The organism is Hominiventricola filiformis (assembly GCF_020686965.1).
Classification (GTDB): Bacteria; Bacillota; Clostridia; order Lachnospirales; family Lachnospiraceae; genus Hominiventricola; species Hominiventricola filiformis.
This window is the reverse complement of record NZ_JAJEPS010000011.1, coordinates 24,754-43,015: the sequence shown is the minus strand read 5'-3', so window position 1 is coordinate 43,015 and position 18,262 is coordinate 24,754. Positions and strand designations below refer to the sequence as shown.

The 18,262-nt window shown below is 43.8% G+C and carries 22 protein-coding genes; 6 read left to right on the top strand and 16 right to left on the bottom strand.

Annotation, left to right across the window (positions count from 1 at the left end):
- The first annotated feature begins 168 nt into the window (after positions 1-168).
- Positions 169-966 (top strand): IclR family transcriptional regulator, encoded by a 798-nt coding sequence (locus LKD36_RS11485; protein ID WP_308459677.1) that lies wholly within the window; start codon positions 169-171, stop codon positions 964-966.
- 55 nt (positions 967-1,021) lie between these two features.
- Here LKD36_RS11485 and LKD36_RS11480 read toward each other — a convergent pair whose 3' ends face one another.
- Positions 1,022-1,366: a VOC family protein gene (locus LKD36_RS11480; protein WP_308459676.1), complete on the bottom strand. Its 345-nt coding sequence runs from the start codon at positions 1,364-1,366 to the stop codon at positions 1,022-1,024.
- A 238-nt stretch (positions 1,367-1,604) separates the two neighbouring features.
- Here LKD36_RS11480 and LKD36_RS11475 point away from each other — a divergent pair, with 238 nt between their 5' ends.
- Together LKD36_RS11475 and LKD36_RS11470 are read left to right on the top strand one after the other, a co-directional pair.
- A complete protein-coding gene (locus LKD36_RS11475; RefSeq protein ID WP_308459675.1) occupies positions 1,605-2,054 on the top strand; it encodes an Hsp20/alpha crystallin family protein in 450 nt (149 codons plus the stop codon).
- 81 nt (positions 2,055-2,135) lie between these two features.
- On the top strand, positions 2,136-2,588 hold the full coding sequence (locus LKD36_RS11470) for an Hsp20/alpha crystallin family protein (RefSeq protein WP_308459674.1): 453 nt from the start codon (positions 2,136-2,138) through the stop codon (positions 2,586-2,588).
- Positions 2,589-2,638: 50 nt separating this feature from the next.
- Here the strand turns inward: LKD36_RS11470 and LKD36_RS11465 are convergent, their stop codons facing one another.
- Positions 2,639-3,826, bottom strand: coding sequence for an iron-containing alcohol dehydrogenase (locus LKD36_RS11465; RefSeq protein ID WP_308459673.1), 1,188 nt, complete (start codon positions 3,824-3,826; stop codon positions 2,639-2,641).
- 172 nt (positions 3,827-3,998) lie between these two features.
- Between LKD36_RS11465 and pfkB the strand changes: the two genes are divergently transcribed.
- Entirely contained in the window at positions 3,999-4,907 is a 909-nt protein-coding gene (pfkB, locus tag LKD36_RS11460; RefSeq protein WP_308459672.1) for a 1-phosphofructokinase, read from the top strand.
- Between the two features lie 26 nt (positions 4,908-4,933).
- Here the strand turns inward: pfkB and fabZ are convergent, their stop codons facing one another.
- The 7 genes from fabZ to LKD36_RS11425 form a co-directional block, all read right to left on the bottom strand.
- Entirely contained in the window at positions 4,934-5,359 is a 426-nt protein-coding gene (gene fabZ, locus LKD36_RS11455) for a 3-hydroxyacyl-ACP dehydratase FabZ (RefSeq protein WP_118771525.1), read from the bottom strand.
- Between the two features lie 44 nt (positions 5,360-5,403).
- Positions 5,404-6,639, bottom strand: coding sequence for a beta-ketoacyl-ACP synthase II (fabF, locus tag LKD36_RS11450; RefSeq protein ID WP_308459671.1), 1,236 nt, complete (start codon positions 6,637-6,639; stop codon positions 5,404-5,406).
- Positions 6,639-7,379 carry a 3-oxoacyl-[acyl-carrier-protein] reductase gene (gene fabG / locus LKD36_RS11445; RefSeq protein ID WP_308459670.1) on the bottom strand — a complete coding sequence of 247 codons (741 nt, stop codon included), beginning with the start codon at positions 7,377-7,379 and terminating at the stop codon, positions 6,639-6,641. The genes fabF and fabG overlap by 1 nt, the downstream gene beginning before the upstream one ends.
- A 2-nt stretch (positions 7,380-7,381) precedes the next feature.
- Positions 7,382-8,308, bottom strand: a complete 927-nt coding sequence (gene fabD / locus LKD36_RS11440; protein WP_308459669.1) for an ACP S-malonyltransferase — start codon at positions 8,306-8,308, stop codon at positions 7,382-7,384.
- A gap of 104 nt (positions 8,309-8,412) precedes the next feature.
- On the bottom strand, positions 8,413-9,339 hold the full coding sequence (fabK, locus tag LKD36_RS11435) for an enoyl-[acyl-carrier-protein] reductase FabK (protein ID WP_308459668.1): 927 nt from the start codon (positions 9,337-9,339) through the stop codon (positions 8,413-8,415).
- Between the two features lie 19 nt (positions 9,340-9,358).
- Positions 9,359-9,592: an acyl carrier protein gene (gene acpP / locus LKD36_RS11430; protein ID WP_118771520.1), complete on the bottom strand. Its 234-nt coding sequence runs from the start codon at positions 9,590-9,592 to the stop codon at positions 9,359-9,361.
- A gap of 123 nt (positions 9,593-9,715) precedes the next feature.
- Positions 9,716-10,642: a beta-ketoacyl-ACP synthase III gene (locus LKD36_RS11425; RefSeq protein ID WP_118771519.1), complete on the bottom strand. Its 927-nt coding sequence runs from the start codon at positions 10,640-10,642 to the stop codon at positions 9,716-9,718.
- A 616-nt stretch (positions 10,643-11,258) separates the two neighbouring features.
- Here LKD36_RS11425 and LKD36_RS11420 point away from each other — a divergent pair.
- Positions 11,259-11,459, top strand: coding sequence for a hypothetical protein (locus tag LKD36_RS11420; RefSeq protein WP_308459667.1), 201 nt, complete (start codon positions 11,259-11,261; stop codon positions 11,457-11,459).
- Positions 11,460-11,637: 178 nt separating this feature from the next.
- Here LKD36_RS11420 and LKD36_RS11415 read toward each other — a convergent pair whose 3' ends face one another.
- The 7 genes from LKD36_RS11415 to LKD36_RS11385 all read right to left on the bottom strand — a co-directional run bounded on the left by LKD36_RS11415 (position 11,638) and on the right by LKD36_RS11385 (position 16,958).
- Positions 11,638-11,772, bottom strand: coding sequence for a hypothetical protein (locus LKD36_RS11415; RefSeq protein WP_308459666.1), 135 nt, complete (start codon positions 11,770-11,772; stop codon positions 11,638-11,640).
- Positions 11,773-12,334: 562 nt separating this feature from the next.
- Entirely contained in the window at positions 12,335-13,699 is a 1,365-nt protein-coding gene (locus LKD36_RS11410) for a sensor histidine kinase (RefSeq protein ID WP_055059697.1), read from the bottom strand.
- A complete protein-coding gene (locus LKD36_RS11405; protein ID WP_308459665.1) occupies positions 13,690-14,352 on the bottom strand; it encodes a response regulator transcription factor in 663 nt (220 codons plus the stop codon). Before LKD36_RS11405 ends, LKD36_RS11410 begins: the two co-directional genes overlap by 10 nt.
- A gap of 38 nt (positions 14,353-14,390) precedes the next feature.
- Entirely contained in the window at positions 14,391-14,768 is a 378-nt protein-coding gene (locus LKD36_RS11400; RefSeq protein ID WP_025580194.1) for a NisI/SpaI family lantibiotic immunity lipoprotein, read from the bottom strand.
- Entirely contained in the window at positions 14,761-15,504 is a 744-nt protein-coding gene (locus LKD36_RS11395) for a lantibiotic immunity ABC transporter MutG family permease subunit (protein ID WP_025580193.1), read from the bottom strand. Before LKD36_RS11395 ends, LKD36_RS11400 begins: the two co-directional genes overlap by 8 nt.
- A 2-nt stretch (positions 15,505-15,506) precedes the next feature.
- Positions 15,507-16,253, bottom strand: a complete 747-nt coding sequence (locus LKD36_RS11390) for a lantibiotic immunity ABC transporter MutE/EpiE family permease subunit (RefSeq protein ID WP_008705323.1) — start codon at positions 16,251-16,253, stop codon at positions 15,507-15,509.
- Positions 16,254-16,958: a lantibiotic protection ABC transporter ATP-binding protein gene (locus LKD36_RS11385; RefSeq protein WP_308459713.1), complete on the bottom strand. Its 705-nt coding sequence runs from the start codon at positions 16,956-16,958 to the stop codon at positions 16,254-16,256.
- 337 nt (positions 16,959-17,295) lie between these two features.
- Here LKD36_RS11385 and LKD36_RS11380 point away from each other — a divergent pair, with 337 nt between their 5' ends.
- Positions 17,296-18,192 carry a hypothetical protein gene (locus LKD36_RS11380; RefSeq protein WP_308459664.1) on the top strand — a complete coding sequence of 299 codons (897 nt, stop codon included), beginning with the start codon at positions 17,296-17,298 and terminating at the stop codon, positions 18,190-18,192.
- The last annotated feature ends 70 nt before the right edge of the window (positions 18,193-18,262 follow it).

The window sequence follows — 18,262 nt, the reverse complement described above, 5'->3', positions numbered from 1 at the left end:
ATGTAATTTATATATATCACTTTCTGTTTTCAAAGTCAATATTATTTTTCTATTTTATAAATTTAATTTCATTATTTGAATTCTAATTTTGCATTTTAGTTTTCTATTGATTTTTTTGCCATTTTCATAGTATTATAATAAGTAAGATCGAATCAGAAAGGTAATACTATGAGAACAAATTCTAATGGAGGCAATGAGAAAAATTCCAACCAGTCCTCTGATAAACTGCTTCAAATTATGGAAGCTTTAGCAAAAGAACGCCTGCCTGTCCGGCTTCAGGATCTCAGTGCACAGGTAAATATGTCCCAGTCAACGGTGCTTCGCTATTTAAACGCACTTCAAAGTTCTAATTATGTATATCAGGAAGAATCAACTTCCCGTTATGCATTGACCTGGAAGATCTGCGGACTGAGCGAACATTTAAATTCTAATCTTGGACTACGCAGTATTACTGCACCGTATATTACCGAACTTGTAAATAAGCTGAACCTTGGTGTCTGTCTGGTTATTGAACAGGATCATGATTGTGTCTATCTGGACTGTGTGGATGCTTCCCCATCATTTCAGCATACATTCCAGCGAATTGGAAAACGGGCACCCATGCATGCTACCGGATCCGGCAAGCTGCTCCTCTCCCAGAAAACTCCATCCCAGCTTTCCGACTATCTGGTGCTCCGGGGACTTCCCAAATTCACGGACTATACCATTACTTCTCAGGATGATTTTCTCGCCGAGCTGAAAAAAGTCCGTGAAAGCAAAATGGGCATGGATAATCAGGAATGTGAATTGGGTCTGATCTGCGTTTCCATGCCGCTATACACCTACTCCGGTTCCATTATTGCCGGACTGAGTGTCTTCGGAGATTCCGATAAAATGACACAGGAACGAATTCATTCAGAAATCGCTCCACTGCTCCGTGCCGCTACTAACGAAATCTCCCTTCATCTTGGATACGAAGAAGCATAAAAAACCGCAGGTTCATGGTTATTTCATCCACGAACCTGCGGTTCTCTTTTCTTTCTCAGCTGTTCACTTTCCACTTATCCAGAGGCTTCAGCTCAATTTTTGTGCCGTTGGGAAGCTGGAACCAGTGATCATTCATCACTTTTACTGGGTATCCAGTAAGCTTCTCCATCGTTTCTGAAACGGATTCCACTGCGATGGAAATGTGACCATATCCGTTCTGCGCTTCCGTATCAATCTTCTCAGCAGTCTCATTTAACTGGATTCCTTCCATATACCAGCATCTGCGGACCGGTTTCTCGCCATCCTCTCTCCATTTTCTCATTCCAAATACTTCTTCGAAAAAACGCTGCGCATCTTCATAGGATTCCGTAAGAAGACCTGCGTGGTCAATCTTTGCCATTTTTCCGTACCTCCTTTTCTTTACAGCATATCGAATATTCTCTTTTTCTGCAACGTGAAATCTATTTTAAGAGTTCACAAAAAGTTCACAAAAAATTAGCACTCACCTCTTGACAGTGCTAATAATGCGTGCTATATTACATATAGAACAAAGGAAGGGGAACAAAAAGAAGAGTTCCTGGTACGGAGTTCCAAAAAATGACAATAAATATGAGGTTCACTGAAAGGAGAAATGACTTATGTTGATGCCTAGTATTTTTAATGATAACGTATTTGATGATTTCTTTGATTTTCCGTTTTACGATGACAGAGCTGAGAAAAAGCTTTACGGTCACCATGCAGCTAATCTGATGAAGACCGATATTCAGGAACATGAGGATGGCTACACTCTGGAGATGGATCTTCCGGGATTCAAGAAAGAGGAAATTCAGATTGAACTGAACAATGGTTACATGACCATCAGTGCAGCCAAAGGTCTGGATGAAGATGAGAAGGACAAGAAATCCGGTAAATACATCCGCCGCGAGCGTTACACCGGTTCCTGCCAGCGTAGCTTCTATGTTGGTGAGGATGTTACCGAAGAGGATATCAAAGCTGAATTTAAGCATGGTATCCTGAAACTCTTCGTTCCGAAAAAAGAAGCAAAACCTGCTGTTGAGCAGAAGAAATATGTTTCCATTGAAGGATAACTGATTCCCCCGGCGGGAAACCGCCGGGAAGTAACTTTGAACATTTTGAATATAATTTTTATTTTTAAGGAGAGATGACTTATGTTGATGCCGAGCATTTTTAATACAAACTTATTTGATGATTTCTTTGATTTTCCGTTCTATGATGATACCAAAGCTGAGAAAAAACTCTATGGTCACCATGCAGCTAATCTGATGAAGACCGATATTCAGGAACACGATGATGGTTATACTCTGGAGATGGATCTTCCGGGATTCAAGAAAGACGAAATTCAGATTGAACTGAACAATGGTTACATGACCATAAGTGCAGCCAAAGGTCTGGACGAGGATGAAAAAGATAAGAAATCCGGTAAGTACATCCGCCGCGAGCGTTACACCGGTTCCTGCCAGCGTAGCTTCTATGTTGGAGAGGATGTTACCGAAGAGGATATCAAGGCTGAATTTAAACATGGTATCCTGAAACTCTTCGTTCCGAAGAAAGAAGCAAAACCTGCTGTTGAGCAGAAGAAATATGTTTCTATTGAAGGATAAAGAACTATTGAAGAGGGAGCCGCAAGGCTCCCTCTTTTTATGTTCATCTGCTATTCCTGATTGGCCATGCGATAGATCGCAATCATATCTTCCGGATACAGATCCTTTGCAGAACCTTTATGGCCTCCGGATGCTCTTGCGCAGGAATCTGCCATCTCTTTTATCTGCTCATCTGTCGGTGCGATACCAAGTTCCTTAAAGTTTACCGGCATTCCGATCTCATGATAGAAATCTTCCATTGCCTCAATTCCTTTCAGTGCCGTCTTCTCATCGGTCTCCCCTGGTGTAACTCCCATGACATGAGTCGCATAGCGTACAAATCTCGGCAGACAATTTTTATAAACATATCTTGCCCAGCTCGGCCAGATTGCCGCAAGACCGGCACCATGAGTCACATCGAACATGCCGCCCATCTCATGCTCCAGCATATGGGATGCAAAGTCTCCGCCGTCATTTCCACAGCCGGTCAGTCCGTTATGCGCCAGACTTCCTGACCACATAATCTCTGCCCGTGCCTCATAATTCGTCGGATCATGATGGAGAATTTTTGCATATTTCATAACGGTGCGGAGAAGTCCTTCTGCGATTTCATCCGTAATCTCCATATTTCCACCCTGCGTGAAATATCTCTCCATAGTATGCATCATAATATCCGTGCATCCGGATTCAGTCTGATAATCCGGCAGAGTCATCGTCAATTCCGGATTCATAATGGCAAACTTCGGACGCGCAATATCATCATTGTAAGAACGTTTTTCCTTGGTTTCTTCATTAGTAATAACACAGCTGTTGCTGGTCTCACTGCCGGCTGCCGCAATCGTCAGGACAGATGCAATGGGCAGGAATTTCTGTGCAGTGCGTTTCTTTTCAAACAGTTCCCATACATCTTTTTCCGGCTCTGCGAGTCCGTAGGAAATTGCTTTTGAAGAATCAATTGTGGAACCACCTCCAACTGCAAGAATAAAATCAATGCCCTCTTTCTTACCAAGTGCAATTCCTTCCCGCACTTTGGACAGATGCGGATTCGGCACGACGCCGCCCAACTCTACATGAGCCACTCCTGCTGCGTCAAGAGACGCTTTCACCCTGTCAATCAGACCTGATTTCACAGCACTTTTGCCGCCATAGTGGATCAGTACTTTTTTTGCCCCATATGCCTTTACCAGTTCCCCTGCCTGATTTTCCGTGCCTTTTCCAAAAATAACTTTTGTAGGTGAATAATACTCAAATCCAAACATGTTGTTACCTCCTTTACACCTTCGTGTTTTGCTTTCCGAGATAATTATATCAGGAAATAAATCTGCGCTCAAGACAAGACTTTTTTCTGAAATTTTTCTAAATATATCCCTTTTCCTTCCTATTCATGATATAATTTCTCTGTTTGAGAAAATTTTAGCGGAGGTCGACATCATGATTTATACTGTGACATTCAATCCCTCTCTTGATTATATCGTATCAGTAAAAGACTTTAAACTTTGGAATACCAACCGAACGGACACGGAACTGATGCTCCCCGGTGGAAAGGGACTCAACGTATCCACGGTTCTGAAAAATCTCGGCATGGACAGCACCGCCCTCGGATTTACAGCTGGTTTTGTCGGAGATGAAATTCTCCGCCGGATTGAAAATATTGGATTTAAAAGTGATTTTATCAAATTGGAAAATGGATGTTCCCGCATTAACCTGAAGTTAAAGAACTATGACGGAACAGAGATCAATGGACAGGGACCAGTCATTGAACATGCTCACTTGGAAGCACTTATGAAGAAACTGGATCAGCTGAAAGCTGGAGATATCTTGGTGTTGGCCGGAAGCATTCCCTCTTCCATGCCTACATCTACTTATGAAGATGTTCTGGCACGGCTGCAGGATCGAAAAATTCTCACTGTGGTGGATGCTACAAAAAATCTGCTCACCAATGTGCTGAAATATCATCCCTTCCTGATCAAACCGAATAATCATGAACTGGGAGAGCTTTTCTGCCTGGAATTCAATACCCATGAAGAAGTCATCCCCTATGCGAAAGAACTGCAGAAACAGGGGGCACGAAACGTTCTGGTTTCTATGGGCGGAAAAGGTGCCGCTCTCGTAGCAGAAAATGGCGAAGTCTATACTTCTGACGCCGTAAAGGGCCGACTGGTCAACGCTGTCGGTGCCGGTGATTCCATGGTCGCAGGCTTTCTCACCGGCTGGCTGGAACAGCATGATTATGCACATGCCTTCCGCATGGCTCTTGCCGCAGGCAGCGCCAGTGCCTTTTCTGAACTACTGGCTACCAAAGACGAAATTATGGAGATTTATGATCAATTGCAGGTATAAAAAAGGAGGCACATTGCCTCCTTTTTTTAACCTACCGCAAATGTCATCTCTGCACACGCAGCCAGTTTTCCATCCACAGTCGCCTTTGCGGTACCCACGCCGATGGGACCTTTCTGTTTCACAATTTCCAGTTCCAGTGTCAGAACATCTCCCGGAACGACTTTCCGTTTGAATTTCGCTTTATCGATTCCACCGAAGTAAACGGTCTTTCCTTTATTTTCCGGCTGGCTTAAGATTGCCACTGCACCGGTCTGGGCCAGAGCTTCCAGAATCAGGACACCTGGCATAACCGGCTCCTGGGGAAAATGTCCGTTAAAGAACGGCTCATTATAAGTCACACATTTCTTGCCTACCGCTCTTTTTCCCGGTTCCAGTTCCTCGATCCGGTCGATCAGCAGAAACGGCTGCCGATGAGGAATGATTTCCATGATTTCTTTAATATCCATTACCATATGTATACTTCCTTTCTGTCCGGAGCCGCTTCGCCGCTTTTTTCTTACTCCGCGTATTTCTTAATCAGAATACTTGCATTGTGTCCGCCAAATCCAAGAGAGTTGGACAATGCATACTCCAGATCCATCTCCACACCGTGGCCCTGTACATAATCAAGATCCAGTTCCTCGTCTGGATGTTCCAGACCTCTGGTTACATGGACAAAGCTTTCTTCCATCTCTTTCACGCAGGTGATGAACTCAACCGCACCTGCTGCACCCAGAAGATGTCCGATCATAGATTTGGTAGAGTTGATCTTCATCTCTTTTGCGTGCTCGCCGAAGGCCAGCTTGATGGCACGGGTCTCGAAAAGATCATTGTGATGAGTACTGGTTCCATGTGCATTGATGTACATAATATCTTCCATAGCGGCGCCGGATTCCTCGACTGCCCATTTCATTGCGGTAGCAGCTCCCATTCCGTCCTCTGCCGGAGAAGTGATGTGGTAAGCATCACTGGTGGCACCATATCCGACTACCTCTGCCAGAATGTGTGCTCCTCTTGCCTTTGCGTGTTCCAGATCCTCCAGAATAACCACACCAGCGCCCTCGCCCATGACAAATCCATCGCGGTCTTTGTCAAAGGGAATAGAGCAACGCTCCGGATCCTCACTTCCGGACAGAGCAGTCAGTGCTGCGAATCCAGCTACACCGATGGGGCAGATGCAGCTCTCCGTTCCGCCTGCCAGCATTACGTCTGCATCACCGGTCTGAATGCTTCTGTAAGCCTCACCAATGGAATGCGTTCCGGTTGCACAAGCCGTTACTACGTTAAGACTCTTACCTTTCAGGCCATAAGCGATGGAAACATTTCCTGCTGCCATATTGGAAATCATCATGGGCACCATCAACGGATTCACACGATTCGGTCCTTTTTCTACCAGTTTGGTATACTCTTTTTCCACTACCTGAAGACTTCCGATACCGGAACCGATAGAGCATCCTACACGATATGGGTCTTCTTTGCTCATATCAAGTCCTGCCTGTTCCATGGCCTCTTTTGCTGCTGCCACTGCATATTGGGAAAACGGCTCCATTCTCTTTGCTGCCTTAAAATCCATGTATTCTTTTGCAACAAATCCTTTGACTTCTGCTGCCACATGAGCTTTATACTCAGAAGCGTCAAATTTGGAAATGGTGGTAAATCCATGATTTCCTGCTTTAATGTTATCAAAATACTCTTTTACATTCAATCCCATGGGAGTGATGGCTCCCATACCGGTTACTACTACTCTTCTCATCAGATCGCCATACCTCCGTCTACACTGATAATCTGTCCTGTAATATATGCTGCCTTTTCAGATGCCAAATAAGTTGCCATATTGGCAATATCTTCCGGCTTTCCGAAATGTCCCAGCGGAATCTGCTTCGTCGCTGCCTCTTTTACCTCATCAGAGAGCACCTGGGTCATCTCTGTATCCACGAAGCCCGGCGCAATGCCATTGACCGTGATACCGCGGCTTGCCAGCTCTCTTGCCATGGTCTTGGTAAGACCGATGATGCCTGCCTTGGATGCTGCATAATTTGCCTGGCCTGCATTTCCAAGAATACCGGATACGGAGGTAATATTGATGATTCGTCCTGCACGCTGCTTGAGCATCTGACGGCTTACTGCCTTAATCGTGTTAAAGCATCCCTTTAAGTTCGCATCAATGACCGCATCAAAATCTTCCTCTGACATTTTCATAATCAGATTGTCGCGGGTAATACCTGCGTTATTCACCAGGATGTCAAGACTTCCATATCGTTTGATCACATCCTTGATCATGGCATCCACGTCTGCGGTATTTGCCACATTACACTGATAAGCCTCACTGTCTTTTCCCAGCGCTTTAATCTCGTCTACCACAGCCTCTGCCTTCTGTGCAGAGCCATTGTAATTTACAATCACAGTCGCTCCATCTGCAGCCAGTGCCAGTGCAATGGCTCTTCCAATTCCTTTTGCAGCTCCGGTTACCAGAGCAATCTTTCCTTCCAGCATGCTTACTCTCCTTTCAGCTCTGCCATGGCTTTCTCAAAATCAGCCATATTTTCAATGTTCAGGGTTTTCACACTGCGGTCGATCTTTCTCATAAATCCGGATAAAGTCTTGCCAGGTCCGATCTCCACAAAGGTATCCACACCATCTGCAATCATCCGTTCTACTGACTGCTGCCACCGAACGCTGGAGGATACCTGCAGACGAAGAAGTTCTTTTACTCCTGCGGGAGAGGTCACATAATCTGCGGTCACATTGGTAATATACGGTGTAGAGAACGCATGAAGCTCTACCTCTTTCAGCGCTTCGCCAAGTTTCTCACCTGCTCCGGTCAGCATTTTGGAGTGGAACGGTCCGCTGACTTTCAACGCAACCGTTCTCTTGGCACCTGCTTCTTTCAGGCTTTCTGCCGCACGGGCTACCGCTGCCTCTTCTCCTGTGATAACGATCTGTCCCGGACAGTTGTAATTTGCAATAGAGACGATACCTTCTGTCTTCTCACATACCTCTTCAATGACAGCTGCGTCAAGTCCCAGCACTGCCGTCATGGCTCCACCGGTGGGAACCGCTTCCTGCATGTAAATACCTCTCTTACGGACTACGGAAAATGCATCTTTTTCACTCATAACTCCAGACGCAATCAGCGCACCATACTCACCAAGGCTCAATCCGGCATTGACAGAAGAGGTCACTCCCTGTTCCTCAACCGCTTTTAAAATCGCTGCCTCTGCGGTGAGCATGCAGATCTGGGTGTATTCTGTCTGATTCAGACGCTCGTCTTCCTCAAAGCAAAGTGCCGGAATGTCCAGGCCTGATGCCTCCGATGCATCCTCAAATACTTTACGGCTCACCGGAAATGTATCATAAAAATCTTTTGCCATTCCCGTGTACTGGGCTCCCTGCCCCGGGAACATAAATGCAATTTTAGACATTGTATTCTCCTTTATATAGTTTGAATTTCAAAGTATATATTTAAAAAAACAGAACCACGGAAATGTTCCAGCGGCTCTGTTCTCACAAATCTGCCTGCCGCAGATTAATTTACTTTTAACAATTTCTCTGCCTGAATCAGAATCTCATCCACGATCTCCTGACAACTCTGGCGTTTCGTGATCATACCTGCAATCTGTCCTGCCAGTACGGAACCATTATCCACATCACCTTCCACAACTGCTTTGCGAAGGCCTCCCAGAGTCAGATTTTCCAGCTGTTCAAAGGATGCTCCCTCTGCTTCCAGCTTCAGATATTCACGGGTCATCTTGTTTCTTAAGCCCCGCACCGGATGTCCGTGGCTTCTTCCCGTCACCTCGGAATCAATGTCTTTGGCTTTCAGGATACGCTGTTTGTAATTCTCATGGATCTGACATTCATCAGCTACGCAGAAGCGGGTTCCGATCTGTACTGCTTCCGCACCCAGCATAAAAGCTGCTGCCATTCCCCGGCCATCTGCGATACCGCCTGCTGCAATGACCGGCACGGAAACCGCATCAACCACCTGAGGAACCAGCGTCATAGTCGTTGCCTGTCCGATATGTCCGCCTGACTCGGTACCCTCTGCAACCACCGCATCTGCACCGCAGCGCTCCATACGTTTTGCGAGAGCTACGGAAGCGACAACCGGGATGACTTTGATATTGGCAGCTTTCCACTGTTCCATATATTGCTCCGGGCTTCCTGCACCAGTAGTAACGGCTGAAACCTTTTCCTCTACCACTACCTGGGCAATATCTGCCGCATAGGGGCTCATGAGCATGATGTTCACACCGAAAGGCTTATCTGTCATCTCTTTTGCTTCCCTGATATAATTCCGAACTACCTCTGCCGGTGCATTGGCTGCACCGATGATTCCGAAGCCGCCTGCATTGGAGACCGCTGCTGCCAGATGAGACTCTGCCACCCAGGCCATACCGCCCTGAATAATCGGTTTCTCCACTCCTAAAAGTTCTGTAACTCTCGTCTTCATACTTCGCTCGCCTCTTTGCTTATGCTTCTACGCCTTTGGATTTCAGATAGTCCATAACAGCGCCTACGGTTGTGATTTTCTCAAGATCCTCAGACGGAATCTCAACACCGTACTCCTCTTCCAGAGCCATTACCAGCTCAAACAGGTCCAGGGAATCAGCTCCCAGATCATCTTTGAAAGAAGTAGCCTCAGTAATCTCTGCTGCGTCTACGTTTAACTGCTCTGCGATCATCTCTTTAATTTTTTCTAACATGGTGTTTCTTCTCCTTTTATTATCCATTCATTGTCCCCGCCTGGCGGGATATTTTTGTATCTGCCTTAATTACTTTGACATTCAAAGTATATCTGCGTCGTGCCTGTTTGTCAAGGGGATTTTTTACCACTCGATGACACATGCACCCCAGGTCAGTCCTGCACCGAATCCGGACAGTACCACTTTGTTTCCTCTGTGAAATCTTCCCTGTTCATCAAGCTGCGCCATCAGAATCGGCAGACTGGCTGCGGATGTATTGCCGCATTCATTCATGTTCATGGGGAATTTCTCTTCCGGCTGCTTTAATCGCTTCGCTACAGACTGAAGGATTCTCACATTTGCCTGATGCAGCAAAAACAGATCTACATCATCTGCCTTCATACCCGCTTTTTCCAGTGCATCTTCCACGCACAGTGGAACGGTCCTTACTGCAAACTTAAAGACTTCCTGTCCATTCATCTGCAGGTATCCGCCCTTCGGGCAGGAAAGCACTTCCCATTTCTCACCATTACTTCCTACAGACTGAGAAAGGATTCCGCCTTCTTCCGATGCCGTCAGAAATGCAGCACCTGCCCCGTCTCCAAAAAGCACGCAGGTTCCGCGGTCTGTCCAGTCCACAATCTTCGACAGGCTCTCCGCCCCGATGACCAGTGCATTTTTATAAATACCGCTCTTGAAAAATGCATCTGCCACATGAAGCCCGTACAGAAAGCCGGAGCATGCCGCATTCATATCAAATGCCACCGCATGGTCTGCGCCAATCTGTGCCTGTACTTTGCAGGCCGTACTCGGTGTATCCGTATCTCCGGTAATCGTGGCCACAATGACAAGCTCTACCTCGGATGCATCCACACCTGCTTTCTGAAGAGCTTTTCTGGCTGCTTTTGCTGCCATGGAAGTCGTAGTCTCTTCTTTTGCCAGATGTCTGGCACAGATTCCGGTTCTTTCTCTGATCCATTCATCACTGGTATCTACCAGCGTGGCAAGATAATCATTATCTGCCCTGAATGCCGGCAGTTCATAGCCGGTTCCCATTATTTTTGCATTCATTCTATGCCTCTCATTTATTTTGATTATCAAACTATTTCCTGCAAAGAATAACAGGGAATGGAATATTTGTCAAGTGCGAAACGTGCAAAAAGTGACAGGCTGTGAGCGGAACTGTGCACACAAAAATGACAATATGTGAGCGGAACCGCTTGCGCTAAGTCCTCGGTCCAGCGGTACTAACCTTCGAGCGGCGTCTTCGCCTTGCTCTCAGGAAGTACCGGGACTGCGAACGTTCCTTTCACATATTGTCATTTTTTTCGCCAGCTTCGTACAAATAAGCTGTACGTACTTATTGTAAAAATGATCACTCAAGTCAACGTCTGTAACTACTACAAATATTTCATTGCAATATTTATATCCACTCAAAAACATTGATTTTACGCTATCTATCTTCCAATTCACTACAGTATTTTCAGTTCATCTGCTTCTTCTTTTTTCTCTTCTTCTGAAACGTGCGTATATAAATCAGTTGTCATTGCCAACGCGGAATGACCTAAGAGTTTTTACACTACCTGTTTTCAAACAGTAATTGTTCTCATATATTTTCAGTGTTACAATAAAATCAAAAACTTCAAAGAATAAATTACAACTATTATTTTTTCATGGAGGAAATAAAATGTATTCAGTCACTCAACGAATTAGTCAAATAAAACAGCCTAGAGGTGGATATGTTAAACGAAAAGATTTTACATGTATTACCTTAGAAGATGGAATTGAACTAAATTCTCAAGAGAATATCCATCCAAGTTTAATTGGTTTTGTCAATGGATCAGTTGTCCTTTCAGCCAAAGATGTCGCATCATACTTGTCATTATAACTTAACGCCTTTCCACTTAACCAAATATCTATTTGATAATCCTGTTCTTTTAAGATTTCAATATCTCTTTCTGAAATTTGCAAATATTCTGGTTTCAAATACGCAAACAGACTAGTGGAAATTTCTTGCTTTGGTAATTCCTTTATTTTGAATCCTTGTTCTTTCCAAGTAGATAATATTATCTTTTCTCCATTATAAGGTACTGATTCACATTCCTTTCCCGGAAGTAGTCAACGGCTTCATGGGACAGTACCAGCTTGCAAAAATGGTCAAACTGGCAGCGCCTCCCGTAATCATCAGGGGTAACTTTCATCTTCTCACCCCCTTTCCGTGGGGAGTGAGCAGGATGAGATCCTGTCCGTTGTCAGGGGCCTATGCTGGCCCTGGTCTGCTGACCGCCTCCTTTTCCATCTGATTTTTTGCCGGAAATGACAATCCGCGAAAATCGACAAAAATCGCCCGGCAGGTCGTAAACCTACCGGGCGACGATTTGAAGCGTTTTGTTGTTTTCTTACATGGTATAGTTCATACTCATAGCCGGAATATTCCCGTGGCGGGGCAAGGCTTTTTTTAAGCGGTAGAAGTGGATTAGATTATAATGATAGTAAAACAGCATGGCGGCGTCCTCCCGTGGGCCGCCATGCCTTTAACTGCTGGGAATGACAGAAAGAAAGCAGCGGCCTTGATTTCTCAAAACCGCCACCAGTGAATATAAATTAAGCGTGAAAATGGGTCTGCCCAGCAGCGGTTTTTTTCTTTTCTGCCGCTGGGCAGATGTTTTTTCTTTAGATACATGATAAGAGGAATTTTTGAAGATTCCATAAAGATTTGAAAAATGCACGGACATAAAAGACGTCCATTACACTATCGGAAAATCAGCAAGGAAGTTTCATAGTAACCTTTGCGCCGCCGGTTTCTTTTGAATTTTCTAAAATAAGCTGACCATTATGTTGTTCCATAATCGAATTTGTAATATATAGACCCATACCAAAGTGTAACTTTGAATTGCGGCTTTGATCGCCCATATAGAACCGTTCCTGTGCGTGGCATAATGCCTCTTTAGAAAACCCCGTTCCCTCGTCTGTGACTGAAATTTCCACGAAACCGTTGTTACTCTGAACATCCACATAAAGCGTTCCGCCTTGCGGGGAGTAGTCCAGCCCATTACTGATAACATTCATAATAGCACGTTCTATCAGCACCCTATCAAATTTCAGCATTTGAGGGAGTGAAACAGTATTCATTTGCAGCCGGATTTCTTTTGTCCGGCATAGTGATTCCATATAACCGAACAAGTGCTGCATGAACGCTGGCAAGTCTATACTTTCAATATGGAGCTGATAACCAACCGCCGCCCGTGATATATCAATCAGGGTTTGAATATATGACTGCATCTGGCCGGAGCTTTCCACGACGTAACCAGCGTATAATCGTTGCTCATCATCAAGATTTGTTTCTGTGAGTAAATCAGCATTTCCTTGAATAACCGTCAGAGGCGTTTTCAAATCATGGGCAAGCGCGGCGATTTGCTCTTTCTGTGTCTGTTCGGTTTTCCATTGCCGTTCTAACGAAATTTTCAGATTATCTTTCATATCTGAAAAAGATGCAAGGACATCTTCAAACTCTTTGATTTTGGCGTGTCCTACTTCAAAATCAAGGTTTTGCTTTGAAACCTCCGCAGTTGCTTCGAAAAGCGGGGTCAGTTGTGTACGCAGGTTCTTAGCAAATCTGGCGGTCAGTATGATAATGACCAGCAGCGAATTTACAGCCATCAGGATAAACGCAAGCGTGTCAGGAGATGGAAAATATTCCGGTAGCCATGACACTGTAAATTGAGAACCAATATAATACCTTAAAACGCAAAATTCGTTTTCCCGGACAACAAGTGCAAACTGCCTCCCCGTAGCATATTCAATATATTCTCCCTTTGCGTACAGCAGGGCAATTTCTTTTTCATCATCGTCCATATTGCTGTAAAGCTCATTAAAGTTCTTGTCCAGAATTAAGTAGCCGCATCCCTGTGGAATCACAACCTTTGTAATATCCGGGGCAATCGTCAGCGTTGGAATGATCTCTTTTACCTGCAATTCACTTAGATTTGCTCTTGTAGCTAATCCAGCATTTACAGCAAGTCCCTCCAAACCAAAAGGGACAATAATTGCCGCTACCAGCATGACAATGAGGGAGATAGCAAACTGGCGAAACAATATTTTCAATGTAGGTTTCTTTTTCACTCCCATTTATATCCTATCCCCCATACGGTGCTGATCGGACTTATTTTGAAATGCTCCAATTTCGCACGAATATTTTTTATATGCGTTGAGATCGTAGAGTTATCGCCTATTCCATCAAACCCGAAAACGGCTTCATAGATTTGTTCTTTTGTAAAAACCTGTCCCCGGTTTTTCGCAAGGTATTCACAGATTGAATACTCGCTTTTGGTAAGGGGAACCGGCTGTTCTGAAACATACAGTACCTTTGCGGAAAGGTCAAATCTTATATCAGGCTCAAATGAAAGTGTGCTGTGATGCTCCCTTTTTTCTCTGCGTAAATGTGCCGCGACACGGGCGCGAAGCTCCTGAATACGAAAAGGTTTCGTAATATAATCATCCGCACCGATGCCCAATCCAAACAACATATCTTCCTCTAATGTCTTTGCGGTCAGAAAGAGAATCGGGCAGTCTACCATATTCCTGATCTGTTTGCAAAACTCAAACCCGTCTGTGCCAGGCATCATCACATCCAAAAGAATGAGGTCATAGAAATGCAGCTTTTTGATGTCTACATCATCCGCATTTTGACAGACTGTTATCAAATATCCATCTTTCCCCAAACTGTTCTTAATCAATTCCAAGATAGAAACTTCATCGTCAACTACAAGTAAGTGGGGCAAAAAATCACCTCCCACCCCATTATACCACATTGTCGAGGTTACTCATCATTATTTTTAATGTCAGCTTTCCGATATTCATTGTTGATATTTACAGCTACGGCATTGCTTATATCCACATCCACAATACTGTAAACGTAGCCGAAACTGAAATCTTCCCCCGCCACATTTTTGAAGCGTTTCGATACCTGCCCGATTTCTTCTTGCAGTTCTGACATTTCAAGACATTCATCCGTTATGGTATATGTCAGGCCGTTATATGAAATTTCATCATAGTTTGCGGCGTTCAGCTCATAATACGGCAGAGATTCATTTAACGCCTTATTTTTATCGGCGGTATCGCGGAGCGCACCGCAGGCCGATAAGCATATAAGACTTACAAGCACAATTACCACGGCAAACAGGCACTTTTTATTCACTGTTTTTACCTCCCTCCCAACCATGAAACCAAACCAAACTGGCAATCAGCAGACAAACAGTGCAGCATACAGAAATAATCATACCGCTGAAAAAATCGGTTTTTACCTGTGCATACAGTTGGGGGCTATCCCATGCAAGCACAGTGTAATCCATAGCACGAACGCCCCAGGCCCAGGGAATATATTTCCATGTAGCGTCACCAAGCCCTGTTATCATAAGGGCAGCTATTAAACTCCCTGCAATTCCCAATCCCATAGATGCACCTTTTCCGAAGCTCATTCCCACAAACAAATGAATCAGGTAAATGGGAAGCATGGTAATCAACAATAGAATCCCTGCTTTCAGGTAAAGGCTTGCCGGAGCATCCCTATATAGTGCAGCGAATGTTCCTAACGCTAAAAATGTTGCGCCAAAAGCACAGATCATCAGAAAACCAAGTTTACCAATATACGTTGCCATGCGAGATGGGATTGTTCCCAACAAAAGCTGATAATGCCCGGCCTGATTTTCGATCTGAACAACCAGGCCCACAATAATGCCGATCAGAAACGGGAACGCAACGGCCAGCACTTCCAGATAGGCACTGATTTTGGTTGCCAGTTCCCATCTGGATATATGATAGTAACCCGCAAAAATCGCCGCACATATAATCGGAATCATGCTGTGCATATAGAGCAAAATGCTATGTTTACACTTCTGATATTCTGCTTTCCAGCAGCGAACCACAGATACCATAGTTACCCCACCTCCTTTTTCTCAAACCATCTTGCAGTTAAAAATGACAGCGCCGCAAACCAGGCCAGCGAAATGACCAATACAAGTATAATCATCCAAAATGCCATTGCCGTACTCTGATCTGCAACCGGCTCACCATTAGGCAAAATACCTAACACGGAAATCATAAGATGCGGCACCCAGCTATACGGGCAGATCATCCACAAAGAGGTTGTAGCCGTGAAAATCCCTAAAACGCTTCCAAGTCCGGCATTAAGAATAACCGTGACAAAGATACCAACTTTTTTTGATAACCATAAGCACAGCGGAACTTCCCATAGGCTTGCAATGACAATACAAGCTGTTCCGGCCGCAGCCTGCCAAATTCCGATTGTCAGGGGAATTTCGTTGATAACTAATATTGCAAAACCGCCCAACAGATTTAGCGCCAGGAAAATGAAATTCCCCACACAGGAGTAAATACCGGCCACTCCAATTTTTGCTTTCCAGACTTTGTTCTGCGAAACAGGCAATGAAGCAACGGCACGATATTTTAGTTTGCCATTATCCCGCTGTTCAATCAAGGCACAGGTGAGCGTAAGGAATCCAGGATAAAGCAGGATATACCACCAATTATAAGAATTGAGCTGGAACCAAAGAGGGGCAAAAAAGTTCATAAGCGCAGTTACAAACGGGGCCAGAACGATCAGCGTTTTTGTGAAAGTTCTCTTATGCTTTAGGTTCTCTGCCTGAATATATGCCATCTCCATTTAATATCCCTCCTTACCATTTCTGCGAATAACATCCATAAAGAGTTGTTCCAAATCTTCACCGGCGCGAAGCTCTCCCTCATATCCAAGGACGCCGCCAGCAATGATACCCACATGATCTGCAATCTGCTGGACTTCTGACAGAATATGGCTGGACAAAATAACTGTAATCCCTTTGCAGGGAAAAGAGCGAATTAACTCTCGAAGTTCCTCAATCCCTAAAGGGTCAAGGCCGTTAGTCGGTTCATCCAGAATCAAAAGCTGGGGACTGTTCAGCAATGCAATAGCAATACCAAGCCGCTGCTTCATACCAAGAGAAAACTGCCCGGCCCGTTTCTTGCCGGTATTCGTGAGCTGGATAATTTGCAATACCTCGTTAATTCGTGCATCGTCCAGGCCGAGCAATGTAGTTCTGACTTTGAGATTTTCGTATGCAGTCAGATTTTCGTAAAGCGGGGGCATCTCAATCAAAGCACCGATATGCTCCAGATCATTCCGCTTCCACGGGTGGCCGTCAAACTCGATGCTTCCCGATGTGGGGCGCAAAATGCCGGTGAGCATTTTTAAGATCGTGGATTTGCCAGCCCCATTCGGCCCCAGCAGACCATAAACCGAGTTGCGCCGGATGTTCAGTGACACATTGTTTACCGCCATTTGCCCCTTGAAATTTTTGCAGAGGTCAGTCGTTTTCAAAATCATATCCATATAATCAAGTCCTTTCTTTGATTTTACGGATAGCATACCGGGCAATTTTGAAGATTTCATAAAGATTCCCGAAAACAGAATATGAACAATACACCGTAACCGTGGAGCATATCGCAACAAAGCACCAACCTACGCATTTAGGACCTTAAAAAGCCCTATATTTCAAGGTTTTTCCCGCATAGTCGGCGGGGTATGTGAGTGTTTTATCCTATCCCCGCCATAGTGCCGCTCTAAATGCGTAGAATTTACCAGCAGAAAATCGCCGGTTTCTCTGGCTCCATACTCCCAGATATCAGAAATCAATCCTGATACGAATACTATTGCAAACATTATAACAATGATAAAAAGAACTTTGTCTTTTGGGAAACAATATGGTCCAATCATCAAGGATGGTTTTACTTTTGAAGGCGGATACACATCTATCATATCAACAGGAGATGGAGATTATTTAACTAAAGATACTTTATGGGATTTAAAAGTATTAAAAGAAGAAATCAAACCCAAATACACCTTACAGTTACTTATATATTTAATTATGGGGCTACATTCTGTACATAAAGAATTTAAGAACATAACACAGTTAGGTATTTATAATCCACGCTTAAATAAAGTATATATCATTAAATTAGACACTATACCTCAATCTATAATAGATACCATATCACGAGATGTTATAGGTTATGGAATATCAAGAGAAGAATTAAAAGAATTACATACAGCACAGTTGGACGAACTTAAAAAGAATTTCTTTAAAACTCCTATTCAAAAAAGCTCTCCAAATGTAAATGATTCTAATGATTATTTAGATAAAAAAATTTATGGATATTCAAGCAAAAAAAAATATATGTCCGTAGCATTTCCTCCTAAAATAATTGATGAATCAATATATGAAAAAGAACCTATTTTTTGGAGTGGCAATGCTCTTCCTTCCATTATCACTCAAAAGAATCTTCCATATATAGTAAGATTTAAAGCTTGTTTCAACCTAAAAAATGGAAAAGAACCTTTTGTTATGAATAAAACAAGTCTTCTTTACCCTTTTAACAAAGCTTTAACTACATCTGACATTTACGATCCTAAGTCTAAGAAATATTACTCACAATATTTAGACAAGAATGGTAACATAGTAAAATCAAAACCAACCCTAATATTAACCAATAATGATTTCAAATTATTTCAAGAATTATATATTGTAAAGGATTTAGAAATCCTAGATGGGTGTTACTTTTTATAACTAAAATACAAGATATCCTTATTTTTAATCAATTATATCAAATAGACGCAGGAAGTATTTCCACTACCTG

What these genes read in the sequence shown, in the direction of transcription:
- LKD36_RS11410 (WP_055059697.1), bottom strand. Translation starts at nt 13,699, where the DNA reads ATGGGAGTGAAAAAGAAACCTACATTGAAAATATTGTTTCGCCAGTTT.
- fabF (WP_308459671.1), bottom strand. Translation starts at nt 6,639, where the DNA reads ATGAGAAGAGTAGTAGTAACCGGTATGGGAGCCATCACTCCCATGGGA.
- LKD36_RS11425 (WP_118771519.1), bottom strand. Translation starts at nt 10,642, where the DNA reads ATGAATGCAAAAATAATGGGAACCGGCTATGAACTGCCGGCATTCAGG.
- fabZ (WP_118771525.1), bottom strand. Translation starts at nt 5,359, where the DNA reads ATGGTAATGGATATTAAAGAAATCATGGAAATCATTCCTCATCGGCAG.
- LKD36_RS11415 (WP_308459666.1), bottom strand. Translation starts at nt 11,772, where the DNA reads ATGAAAGTTACCCCTGATGATTACGGGAGGCGCTGCCAGTTTGACCAT.
- LKD36_RS11420 (WP_308459667.1), top strand. Translation starts at nt 11,259, where the DNA reads ATGTATTCAGTCACTCAACGAATTAGTCAAATAAAACAGCCTAGAGGT.
- pfkB (WP_308459672.1), top strand. Translation starts at nt 3,999, where the DNA reads ATGATTTATACTGTGACATTCAATCCCTCTCTTGATTATATCGTATCA.
- LKD36_RS11470 (WP_308459674.1), top strand. Translation starts at nt 2,136, where the DNA reads ATGTTGATGCCGAGCATTTTTAATACAAACTTATTTGATGATTTCTTT.
- LKD36_RS11385 (WP_308459713.1), bottom strand. Translation starts at nt 16,958, where the DNA reads ATGGATATGATTTTGAAAACGACTGACCTCTGCAAAAATTTCAAGGGG.
- LKD36_RS11380 (WP_308459664.1), top strand. Translation starts at nt 17,296, where the DNA reads ATGATAAAAAGAACTTTGTCTTTTGGGAAACAATATGGTCCAATCATC.
- LKD36_RS11480 (WP_308459676.1), bottom strand. Translation starts at nt 1,366, where the DNA reads ATGGCAAAGATTGACCACGCAGGTCTTCTTACGGAATCCTATGAAGAT.
- LKD36_RS11465 (WP_308459673.1), bottom strand. Translation starts at nt 3,826, where the DNA reads ATGTTTGGATTTGAGTATTATTCACCTACAAAAGTTATTTTTGGAAAA.
- fabG (WP_308459670.1), bottom strand. Translation starts at nt 7,379, where the DNA reads ATGCTGGAAGGAAAGATTGCTCTGGTAACCGGAGCTGCAAAAGGAATT.
- LKD36_RS11390 (WP_008705323.1), bottom strand. Translation starts at nt 16,253, where the DNA reads ATGGAGATGGCATATATTCAGGCAGAGAACCTAAAGCATAAGAGAACT.
- LKD36_RS11485 (WP_308459677.1), top strand. Translation starts at nt 169, where the DNA reads ATGAGAACAAATTCTAATGGAGGCAATGAGAAAAATTCCAACCAGTCC.
- LKD36_RS11395 (WP_025580193.1), bottom strand. Translation starts at nt 15,504, where the DNA reads ATGGTATCTGTGGTTCGCTGCTGGAAAGCAGAATATCAGAAGTGTAAA.
- acpP (WP_118771520.1), bottom strand. Translation starts at nt 9,592, where the DNA reads ATGTTAGAAAAAATTAAAGAGATGATCGCAGAGCAGTTAAACGTAGAC.
- fabD (WP_308459669.1), bottom strand. Translation starts at nt 8,308, where the DNA reads ATGTCTAAAATTGCATTTATGTTCCCGGGGCAGGGAGCCCAGTACACG.
- LKD36_RS11475 (WP_308459675.1), top strand. Translation starts at nt 1,605, where the DNA reads ATGTTGATGCCTAGTATTTTTAATGATAACGTATTTGATGATTTCTTT.
- fabK (WP_308459668.1), bottom strand. Translation starts at nt 9,339, where the DNA reads ATGAAGACGAGAGTTACAGAACTTTTAGGAGTGGAGAAACCGATTATT.